Genomic DNA, 10,078 nt, shown 5'->3' with positions numbered 1-10,078 from the left:
TTGGGATATGTTTTGGCCGATTGTTCTGGCGTCGAGTTTGTCTAGTAGGTCGTTGGTTATTTTGAGGGCGAAGTTTCCGTTTGTGTTTAGTGCTAGGACTATGCTTTTTGTGAGGTTTTTTGCTATGGTTGTGGCTGCTTCTCGTGGCGTGTAGTCGTCTGAGTGGAAGATGTATATGTTTATGTCGCCTATGGTCGCGGCTGGGGCTAGCTGTGGCTTTCCTTTTAGTGCTTCTTCTCTTAGCCTTTTTACTTCTTTTTCTAGCTCTTCTACACGTCTGGCTAGCTGTTTTGCTTTTGTGTCTACCTCGGTGTAGCTTGCCTGTAGGGCTTCCTGTATGTTTCTCAGCTTTTCCTCTGTTTCCTGTATGTGTAGGAGGGCCGGCTTGCCTGCCTTGAAGATGACTCTTACTACTCCGTCTTGTATCTTCTCGAATCCGAGTATCTTTATGAGGCCTATCTCGCCTGTCCTGTCGCAGTGGGTGCCGCCGCAGGCCTCTGCGTCCCAGCCTGGTATCTCGACTACCCTTAGTGTTGTCTGGGGTACTGCTCCTCCCTGGTAGAGGGTGAAGCCGAACCTCTGTTCTGCCTGTGTCCTGTTCATGAGGTACTTCTTTACTGGCCTGTCCTCCATTACGACTTGGTTTGCGAGTAGCTCTATTTGTCTCGCCTGCTCGGGTGTTATGGGCTTGTGGTGGGTGAAGTCGAACCGCACGTATTCTGGGGTCTTCTGGGCGCCTGCCTGCCACACGTGTTTGCCTAGGACTTTTCTTAGTGCTCCTAGGACGATGTGTGTGGAGGTGTGGTGCCTCATGAGGTTTAGCCTTCTCTCGATGTCTATGTTGCCGTGGACCTTTTCCCCTATTTCAGGTAGCTGTCCCTCGCACTCGTGTAGGATAACGTTGCCGACCTTGTAGGCCGCCTTGACTGTGCATGTGCCCTTGCTGTGGCTTATCTGGCCTATGTCTGCCAGCTGTCCGCCGCCCTCTGGGTAGAAGGCTGTCTGGTCGAGGACTAGGTATTTCCCGTTCACGATGGCTACGACGCTTGCCTCGAAGCTATGCATTTTCTCGTCCTCGTAGTAGAGCGTCCTGGTGGGGGGCAGGTTTGAGACTGTGGCTGGGTCTACTGGTAGCTGGATTGCTTTTTTCTCCTCGGCTGTTGCCCTGTTTTTGAGCTCTGCGAGCTTGCTGTAGAAGCCAGTGATGTCTACTTGTAGGCCCTCTGCCTCGGCCTTTTCTTTGAGCATTTCTGGGGGTATCCCGTGGCTCTCGTAGAGCCTGAGGACCTCGTCTCCCGGTACAACCCTTGCCCCCTGGTTCTTGAGGGACGAGAGAAGGTCGCTGACTACCTTTTCTCCCCTCTTGAGGGTGTCGGCGAACTTTTCTTCCTCGTAGTCTATGATGTCCCTTATCTCGTCCTCTATCTCCTCGTATTCTGGGAAGTCGTTCTTCCAGTACTTTATCTGCCACGAGATTATCTCGCTGAGTGGGAGGTCTAGCTGGAGCATCTTTAGGAGCCTTATGCTGCGCCTTATCAGTAGCCTCGCCAGGTATCCCGCGCCGCTGTTAGAAGGCACTACCCCGTCCCCGATCATCCACGTGAGTGTCCTCGTGTGGTCGGCTATGGCATAGATTGCCTCGTTTGGCGCGAGGATCCTGCGGACCTCGTCTAGGGACAGGCCTATCTCTGAGGCTACTAGCTTTAGGGTCTCCATTGCTTCTAGGGGGTTCTTGTAGTCTAGCCTGCCGCTCTTCACTGCTAGCGAGTATAGGAGGTCTTCCGGCGGCTTGGAGACGCCTGCCTGCTTCCTGAGCTTCTCGACTATGCCAGAGAAGACTGCCTCGTAGACGTTGTAGCTCCCCGTGAGTAGCCAGTAGATCCTCTCTAGGCCGTAGCCAGTGTCGACGATCCTGTTAGGCATCGGTATGAATTCGCCTGTGTCCGTCGTCTTGTAGTGCATGAAGACGAGCGTCGCTACCTCTAGGCCCCTGACCATGACCTCGTAGTCTTCGCCCGCGTTGCCGCCGCCGCTCCACACGTCGAAGATGAAGGTTATCTCTTCTGGCTTTATCCCGTAGACCTTCGTGAACAGCTCGTAGGCAAAGGTGACTGTCTCGTTTGCCCAGTAGACCCTCTGGTCGCCTATGTTGAATGCGTGGTGGGCCATCATCTCGAAGCCCGTGAGGTGGCGCCCAGTCTTGCCGACGTTATCGAGGTCTGTCAGCCTGATGCTGGGCTGGGAGATGACTAGGGGGTTTGCTGGGGGCGGGACTAGGCCCTCTGTGACCCAGGGCTGGAAGTCGTATATCGAGGCGCCGACTAGGAAAACGTCTTCCCTCCACCTAGCGACGACTGGGTACCTCTTAATGGGGGTGTGACCCCTGCTGGCAAAGAAGTCTATGAACTTGGATCTGACCTCTGTGAGGGACTCGGGCCTTGTGCCGACCCTTTTGTTTATGAAGCCGTATTCTTCGCATGGCTGGTCTCCGCAGACCTTTCTGTCTGGGTTAAGGGTCCAGAAGGTCCTCCCGCAGACTGGGCAGGTCTTCTTTATCCAGCCGTTCTCCTTGAAGAATGGCAGGTCGATGAACTCTTCCTTATTCATAGTTATGACTCACCGAGAACAGATATATAAAATATGCGAGCAAAAAGTATAGGATGCCTTAGAGCTCGGGCTTTATGGCCTTTAGCTTCTCGTAGAGGGCCTTTGCCTGTGCCTCTGCCTTGGCCAGTATCATTGGGACTGCTTCTTTGGCTGGGAACCCTGCCTGCGCCGCGAGGGCGATGGCCTCCATGTGGGCCTTGCCAATTATGGCTGGGAGCACCTGTGGCAAGGGCAGAGCGGCGTTGAACGCTAGGTTGTATGCCTGTGTATGGGCGCTGGAGAGCCTGTCCCTCCAGAGCTTTACGTCTAGCTCTACGTCCTTCGGAGAGATTATCCGGCCGTCTAGGTATATTGCCTTTATCTGTAGCTTGCTCTCGATGGGCTTCAGCCCTAGCTTTGTCAGTAGCTCTGCCAGCTCAGGCGATATAACGTCTCCTGGCCGGGCCACGACTGTGTCCTTGGCTATCCAGATGCTTCCCTCCTGGACCCTTGTCGGTATGCCGAGCTTGTTGAAGTTGCTGATCATTGGGCCTGGTGGTATGCCCGTGTTTCCGGCCGGTAGGACGATCTCGTTTGTCGCAACGTCTCCTGCCCTGGCCTCGCGCATTATCTTCTGCTTGTCGAGGAAGAATATTATCGAGAATGGGTTTTTGTTAGTGAATATGACGGCGTTTTGGCCCTTGAGGTACTGCTCTGCTTCTTTTGGGTTTTTCCCAGCCTTTTCGAGGGCTATGAGGAACACAGTGTTCTTTACTACTTTGAGGAGGGAGCCGTCCTGTCTGAGGAGGCTCTTGCTCTGCTTTAGGACTGATGCCGGCAACCCAGTGATGGATGCTATTAGGAAGTAGCGGTACTGCTGTAGTGCGTTGACGTATTCTTCTAGCTGCTTCGCCTTTCTCTGGCGTGCCGGGCTACTCTTAACCGTTACGGCTTTCTGTATGCTCACTTTTTGCCACCCTCTCTAGCAATCTTAACAGGTTTACCCATAGCCAGCTTGAAATATATTTTGCCAATGTTTGAAGCGGAGAACTTCTTGAGTATCTCGCTTAGCACGGCGTTGGCGTTTTCGACCAGTTGTTCGACTGGCTGGGACTCTGTGCCTATCCTGCAGGCGATCTGTGGCTGGTCCTTTATCCTTATCCTTATAGACTTCTTTGCGCGGTCAATTAGCACGTTTACGGGGGCATTTGGCGGAACCGGCTGTGGCATTTTGCCGCGTGGACCCAGGTATTTACCTAGGATCCTACCCACGAGGGGCATAAGGTCTGTCGATGCTAGGAAGAAGTCGTACTTCTTTGCGAGCTTCCTCAGGGCCTTCTTGTCGTTGGCTATCTTGTTGAGCTCGTCCTTGTCTATGACTATGTCTGCGCCGGCCTCTTTGGCCTTCAGTGCTAGGTCTCCGCTGGCAATCACGGCTACTTTGGCGAGCTTTTTCGGGGGCGCGTATGGAAGCACGACGACAGTGTTTATCCTGTTCTCGGGCTTCTTGACGTCTACGTCCCTGAGCACGACGACCATTTCTACGCTTTGCTCGAACTTCCTCTTCTTTGGCGAGGAGGCTAGGGCCTGCTTTATGCCCTCCTTTAGGTCTCCCAGGTGGCTAACAACCTGTGTACTCATCCTGCTTCACCCTCATGCTTCTTTATAAGCTCGTCGTATAGACCCTTCTCGATTTCCTCTATAACCTGCTTGGGGGGCTTACCATCAATAGTCACGCCCATGCTCTGGGCTGTGCCAACGACAGTCTTTACGGCCGCCTTGAGGCTTGAGGCGCCGATGTCCTTCATCTTTATCTTGGCGATCTTGATCACCTGCTCCATGGACAGGTTGCCGACTGTCTCCTTGGATGGCTGGTGGGCACCCTTCTCAACCTTGAGCTCCTTGACGATCAGGGCGGCAGTCGTGGGTGTGCCGACCTCCACCTCGAAGGTCTTCTTTTCAACGTCGACTATGACCTTTACGGGTACACGCATCCCGGCATAGTCGGCTGTAAGCTCGTTTATCCTCTTGACTACCTGCATCACGTTTAGTCCAAGTGGGCCGAGGGCTGGCCCTATGGGTGGGCCGGCTGTTGCCTTGCCCCCGTCCACGAGGAAGTTAAATACCTTTGTGTTCTGCGACAAGGCGTCCACCCGCTACCTACTTCAAGGCCACAAACATTGATGACCTTGTTGCTTTTAAGCCTGGCTCTCCGTGCTCAACCTTCTTTGTCGTCAACGCGAACTCTCCGAGGTAGTGCCCGATCTTTTCCGGCGTTATCTCGACTGGTACAAACTCTTTGCCGTTGTGGACGTGTATCGTTAGCCCGACCATCTCTGGCAAGATGATGAAGTCCCTCAGGTGGGTCCTAATGGTCGGCTGCTTCTTGCCCTTGCTTACGAGCTCCTCGGCCTTCCTTATCTTCTCGAGAAGCTTGAGGTGCTCCTCGCTGGTCTTTTGCTTGAAGATCCTTAAGAGTGTTCTCCTCTGCCTGGCTGGGAAGAGCTCTGCAAGCTTCTCTATCGGCATCTGCCGTAGCTCGTCGATCGTGTAGCCCCGATACGTAAACTTTAGACTGCTTTCCAACTCTATCCCCTCACGTATACCTCAAGGAAATGTTTTTTAGTGATTTAAATTTTTTGTGCAGAGCCACTGTTTTCCTGGCTAGGCACGCTGAGGCGCCACTGAATGGAGACATGGTTTTGGCTATTAGGGGAAGACCTGGAGGGGCTGGCTTACCTAGTTAACTGGGAAACATATAAAACGTTATATATAATACGCATTATTTAAACAAATTAATTCTACTGTTTAGCTATAACTATTTGTGAGCGAAAAAAGGATCGTAGTCGTTGGAGGAGGATTCGGCGGCTTCTATGCACTTAAGACACTGTCAGAGCTAGGCGTAACAAAGAGACACGAGGTAACACTGATAGACAGAAGCCCTATGTTCGCGTATCTGCCGTCCCTGCCATACCTCTTGTCAAAAAAGAAGACCGTTGAGGACCTCACGGAGCCCTTTGAGAAGATCACTAAGAGGCTGGGCGCCAAGTTCATACAGGGCGAGTTCGCGGGTGTCTCGATAAGGGAGTCAACCGTAGTACTTGGCAACGGCGACAGGGTCCCCTATGACTACCTCATAATCGCTGTTGGCGCGACGACGGAGTACTACAACATACCGGGCGCCGAGCAGACGCTTGCCTCCTGGAGGCTCGAAGACTACCTCAGGATACAGGAGGAGCTGAAGAAGCACGGAGACAAGTGTAGGGTGTGCATCGCCGGCGGTGGCCTCACGGGCGTCGAGGTTGCCGGCGAGCTTGCAGAGGTGCTTGGCGGAGAAAACGTCACGATAGTAGAGAAGATGCCCTACCTGATGCCCACGCTGAACAGGCCCAAGGCCTCGGAGATAATAGAGAAGTTCCTGTCCCAGAAAGGCGTAAGGATAATCAAGGGCAACGGCGTCGTAGAGGCGTCGAGCAACCATTTAAAGCTTGAGGACTCGACAACGCTGGACTGCGACTTGGTGATATGGAGCCTAGGCGTAAAGGCCCCAAGCATAGCCTTCGACCAGCCAGTGAAAACGGTTAAGCGTGGATGGATAGCCGTGAAGCCAAACCTACAGCTACAAGACTACACAAACATATACGCAGTCGGCGACATAAACCACTTCGCCCTAGACTCTGACTACGCAATGAAGATGGCGGAAGAAGCAATACTACAGGGCAAGACGGCAGCCAAAAACATAGCCCAACAGCTTGAAGGAAAAGACCCAACATACACACACCAGCCAATATTCCTCGCGTCCAAGCCCAAAAGCCTCGTCTCAGTAGGCTACAACACAGCACTAATGGTCTGGGAAAACAGGCTACTATTCGGCAAAATGCCATACATAAGCAAAATGCTCATAGAAACCGTAGTCATGAGAGACATAAAGGGCAAAATAGGAGGAGGAACAGCGACAAAACTAGAAAGCACACTACTCAGAACAATATCAAGATAAGCCAACAACCTTCTACGCCATGTATTTTCTCCCCTAATTTCTTCAAGAAATCAAACAAGCGATCCACCAAAACAATCTCTAGAGAAAGCCCTACCTAGTGCGCATCCAGACACGTTTACACGTGGATGGCTCAACAAACTCCTACCTTTGAATTCTTTCTGAGTTGCATCGAACGGTGTCTTATTGTTGAAGAGTAGAGGTACACGTTCGGACTTTCAATTCTTTCTGAGTTGCATCCGAATTGTTTTGCCCATGAGGGGTTTATATGTTTAACGTTTGATTTTTTGAAGAAGTCTGCAAAACTGCCCTAGCACTCAAAATTACACATTAGAAGCTTCTGAAACTTCCCACCAGGGAAGCTTCCCAGAATGCCCCGTTTTGGGTCGGGAATTTTTCCCGTAATCTCTTTTTAAAATAACCTTCCCAACGAGAAACTTCATAAATAACTTTTAGGTCAGACAGTTAGGTGGACTTGACGTAATGCCATGTATATTTTCTATGTTTTGGTTGTGATGCTTGGCGAGGCATGGAGGAGAATCCTTTGGGCTTCTATGCAGTTTTTGGCTGAGCAATTGTTTTTGTGTGGGATTTGGCTGGCGATTTGGCTAGGTTATCTGGTTGGGTAATTTGAAGAAAACGGTGGAGGGATAAAGGGAGAAATGTCTAATAAGGGGGCTTACTGTGTGGGGGTTCTTGATGTTCCCTTCTTTCTTCCTGTTCTTCTTGGTGCTATGTGTCCTACTTTTCTGCCTGGTGGGGCGTTTCTGGGGGCTGGGGTTAGTCCTTTCTGGTGTGATCCTCCGCCTGCTGGGTGGGCGTATGCAGACATTGCTTTGCCGCGTACTGTTGGGTACTTGAATGACTTGGCCCTTGACTTGTGCCAGTTTTTGCCTGCCTTTAGGAGTGGCTTTTCTATTCTGCCACCTCCAGCGACCATGCCGATGGTTGCCCTTGCCTCGCTATCTACTTCTTTTACTTTCTTGCTTGGCAACTGTATGAGTGTCTTACCGTTTGAGTGCGCGAGGACTAGGGCGTATGCGCCGCTGCTCCTAGCGATTTTTCCTCCGTCTCCTGGCCTCAGCTCGATGTTTGAGACTATTGTTCCCTCTGGCACGTTTCCTATGGCTGTTATGCTTCCTAGGACTATTGGAGCCTTTGCGCCGTAGTATATCTTCTGGCCGACTGCTAGGCCCTCTGGGGGTACCATGTACATTGTTGTCCCGTCCTCGAACCTTACAATTGCTAGTGGCGCGCCCCTGCCCGGCTCGTGGACAATGTCCTTGACTACGCCTACGAGGACCTTCTCCTTGAATGTTTCTGGGTTGTATGGCGGGTACCTTGCAGGTGCTATCCTCTTCCAGCCGGGGTTCCTAAACACGCTGCCGCCGCGGCCCCTCCTCTGTACGAGTAGCCTTTTACCCATTCATCACCACCCTAGACTAGACCCATCCTGCTCGCTATATCCATTGCGGAGTACTCTTTTGCGAGCTTTACATAAGCTTTTTTCTGCCCAAGCGGAGTTATCAGTGTCCTGACCTTTTCGACCTTTACGCCGAACATGGCCTCTACGGCCCTCCTTATCTCGTCCTTCGTAGCACGCCTGTCAACTATGAATGTAAGGGTGTTGGTCTTCTCGATCAACTGTAGAGTCTTCTCTGTAAGGTGGGGCTTGACTATTACCCCTATGTCTCCCTTTTTACCCGTGTTACTGCTACTCATTTATACAGCACCTCGTCCTTCAGCCTCTCCTCCAGAACCTTTACGGCAGAAACAGTATATAAGGTGAGCCTCCCAGGAACCCCGCCCGGGGCCAGGTGCAGGACGGACAGGTCGCTTGCCCTGACAACGTCCACGCCAGGCATGGACCTCGCGGCCTTCTCTACGCCCTGCTTCTCGCCAACAACGATTAGCAGGCTCTTGGGCTTCTTGTATCTCCTCCCACGCATCTTGCCCTTGCCAGCCCTAATCCTCGTGTTTTCCTGTGCCCTCTCTACGTCTTCCCAGAGGCCGAGCTTGCCGAGCGCCTCCCTCAGCTCCTTTGCCGTTGATATCTTCTCGAAGTCGTCCGCTACGATGATGGGCAACTCTTTGTCTGGGACAACGTGGCCCCTAGAGAGGACAAGATCCTTTACCACCGTAGCCGCGATAGCGGACAACAGTGCCTTACGCTTCTCCTTCTTGTTTACCTCTTCGTGTATGACCTCGTCTACCCTGGGCGGGTGAGCCTTGCGGCCCTTGACCGCCTGGACTACTCGTGCGGCCCTCATGCCGCCCTTTATGCGTGCAACCCTTGCTATGCCGTGCCCTACGCCTAGGCTCTCCGCGGTTGTCCTTAGGCCCGCTAGTGGGTCTGTGCCCTTTGGCTGTAGCCTAGACGTGAAGAGGGCCAGGTAGACCCTCCTGATGAGGTCGACCCTTATCGGGGACGCAAAGAAGGCTGGCAACTTTATCTTTTCTACTGGCTCCCCGTTCAAGTTGTAGACGGGGACCTCTAATAGTTTAGCTGTCTGCGTCACTGCCTATTCACCCCGAGACCTGCCATTGGGCAGTACTTAGATAGGTTATCTGTGGCACAGGCGTGACCTTGCCTGGCCTAATTGCGTGCCTCAGCTTTATGAGCCTCTTCGTAGGCCCTGGGACGCTGCCCTCAATGATTATGAACTGGCTCTTTACTAGGCCGTAGTGCTTCCAGCCTCCCGGCGGGTTGATCTCCTTCACTGTCGAGGCGTCGCCGATCTTGAGGATCTTCTTGTTGTACTCTGTCCTCTGGTGGAACCCAAGCTGTCCTGGGAACGGCGCGTAGAACATTATCGAGGGCTTCTGTGGGCCCACGCTACCGATCCTGCTGTGGCCCTTCCTGTGCTTGTGCCAGCGGGGCATCTCTTCTACGCCGAACCTCTTGACCGAGCCGGCGAAGCCCTTGCCCTTCGTCACGGCTATGGCGTCGACATAGTCGCCCTCCTTGAAGACGTCAGCCACTGTGAGCTCCTTGCCGAGCTTCTCGAGGGCGAGCTGGAGGGCCTTGTCCGGCTGGCCGCCGACAGCTATCTCGAATACCTCTGGCTTCTTCTTGCCGAGGCCCGCGAGCCTTGGCTGCGTAGCCACTATGACCCTTACCTCTGCTATCTTGTCCTTGACCTCTTCCAGCTTCTTCATCTGCTCCTCCTGGCTTGCCTGCTCCTTCGGCACAGTGAAGACCCTCTCAAGGTCCTTTGGCAAGTCCTTGGCCCACACCTCGCATAGGGCCTTCTTGCCGCCCGGCGTCTTTCCGTAGACCCTGACGGCCAGAACCTTTAGAGGCGGGACCTCGATCACCGTTGCTGGGTAGACTACTTCCTGTCCCTGGAACGGGCTAAACTTGTGCGTCTCGACTCCTATCACGTGGAGCATGCCGACCTTGTAGCCTGCAAACCCCAAGAAGCCTTCGCGCCCAGTAGGCCACCTCCTAACCCTGCCAACTATACTGCGTGCTCTCTTCCTCGGGTGATACGCGCG

10 protein-coding genes are annotated in these 10,078 nt (G+C 53.1%); 1 reads left to right on the top strand and 9 read right to left on the bottom strand.

The features are described from left to right. The 5 genes from alaS to QXT17_RS09710 all read right to left on the bottom strand — a co-directional run. A partial coding sequence (gene alaS / locus QXT17_RS09730; protein WP_342815842.1) for an alanine--tRNA ligase occupies positions 1 to 2,607 on the bottom strand: 2,607 nt, incomplete at its 3' end. A 58-nt stretch (positions 2,608 to 2,665) separates the two neighbouring features. After that, entirely contained in the window at positions 2,666 to 3,553 is an 888-nt protein-coding gene (locus tag QXT17_RS09725; protein ID WP_020962086.1) for a 50S ribosomal protein L10, read from the bottom strand. Continuing rightward, the gene (locus QXT17_RS09720; RefSeq protein ID WP_020962087.1) at positions 3,550 to 4,227 is read right to left on the bottom strand and encodes a 50S ribosomal protein L1; all 678 of its coding nucleotides are present in this window, start codon (positions 4,225 to 4,227) and stop codon (positions 3,550 to 3,552) included. The genes QXT17_RS09725 and QXT17_RS09720 overlap by 4 nt, the downstream gene beginning before the upstream one ends. Continuing rightward, positions 4,224 to 4,730, bottom strand: a complete 507-nt coding sequence (locus tag QXT17_RS09715; protein WP_052885618.1) for a 50S ribosomal protein L11 — start codon at positions 4,728 to 4,730, stop codon at positions 4,224 to 4,226. The genes QXT17_RS09720 and QXT17_RS09715 overlap by 4 nt, the downstream gene beginning before the upstream one ends. A gap of 16 nt (positions 4,731 to 4,746) precedes the next feature. Further along, on the bottom strand, positions 4,747 to 5,172 hold the full coding sequence (locus QXT17_RS09710; protein WP_148681974.1) for a 30S ribosomal protein S19: 426 nt from the start codon (positions 5,170 to 5,172) through the stop codon (positions 4,747 to 4,749). Between the two features lie 238 nt (positions 5,173 to 5,410). On the opposite strand from QXT17_RS09710, the gene QXT17_RS09705 reads away from it, so the two are divergent. Next, complete coding sequence (locus QXT17_RS09705) at positions 5,411 to 6,583, top strand: NAD(P)/FAD-dependent oxidoreductase (protein WP_020962090.1); 1,173 nt, start codon at positions 5,411 to 5,413, stop codon at positions 6,581 to 6,583. A 676-nt stretch (positions 6,584 to 7,259) separates the two neighbouring features. Here QXT17_RS09705 and QXT17_RS09700 read toward each other — a convergent pair. The 4 genes from QXT17_RS09700 to QXT17_RS09685 form a co-directional block, all read right to left on the bottom strand. Then, on the bottom strand, positions 7,260 to 8,006 hold the full coding sequence (locus QXT17_RS09700; protein WP_020962092.1) for a 50S ribosomal protein L2: 747 nt from the start codon (positions 8,004 to 8,006) through the stop codon (positions 7,260 to 7,262). An 11-nt stretch (positions 8,007 to 8,017) separates the two neighbouring features. Then, complete coding sequence (locus QXT17_RS09695) at positions 8,018 to 8,302, bottom strand: 50S ribosomal protein L23 (RefSeq protein ID WP_020962093.1); 285 nt, start codon at positions 8,300 to 8,302, stop codon at positions 8,018 to 8,020. After that, the gene (rpl4p, locus tag QXT17_RS09690; RefSeq protein WP_020962094.1) at positions 8,299 to 9,099 is read right to left on the bottom strand and encodes a 50S ribosomal protein L4; all 801 of its coding nucleotides are present in this window, start codon (positions 9,097 to 9,099) and stop codon (positions 8,299 to 8,301) included. Before rpl4p ends, QXT17_RS09695 begins: the two co-directional genes overlap by 4 nt. A 7-nt stretch (positions 9,100 to 9,106) precedes the next feature. Beyond that, a partial coding sequence (locus tag QXT17_RS09685) for a 50S ribosomal protein L3 (protein WP_342815841.1) occupies positions 9,107 to 10,078 on the bottom strand: 972 nt, incomplete at its 5' end.

The organism is Thermofilum sp. (assembly GCF_038871435.1).
Taxonomy (GTDB): Archaea; Thermoproteota; Thermoprotei; order Thermofilales; family Thermofilaceae; genus Thermofilum; species Thermofilum adornatum.
This window is presented reverse-complemented; position numbering and strand designations above follow the sequence as displayed.

What these genes read in the sequence shown, in the direction of transcription:
- QXT17_RS09720 (WP_020962087.1), bottom strand. Translation starts at nt 4,227, where the DNA reads ATGAGTACACAGGTTGTTAGCCACCTGGGAGACCTAAAGGAGGGCATA.
- QXT17_RS09695 (WP_020962093.1), bottom strand. Translation starts at nt 8,302, where the DNA reads ATGAGTAGCAGTAACACGGGTAAAAAGGGAGACATAGGGGTAATAGTC.
- QXT17_RS09700 (WP_020962092.1), bottom strand. Translation starts at nt 8,006, where the DNA reads ATGGGTAAAAGGCTACTCGTACAGAGGAGGGGCCGCGGCGGCAGCGTG.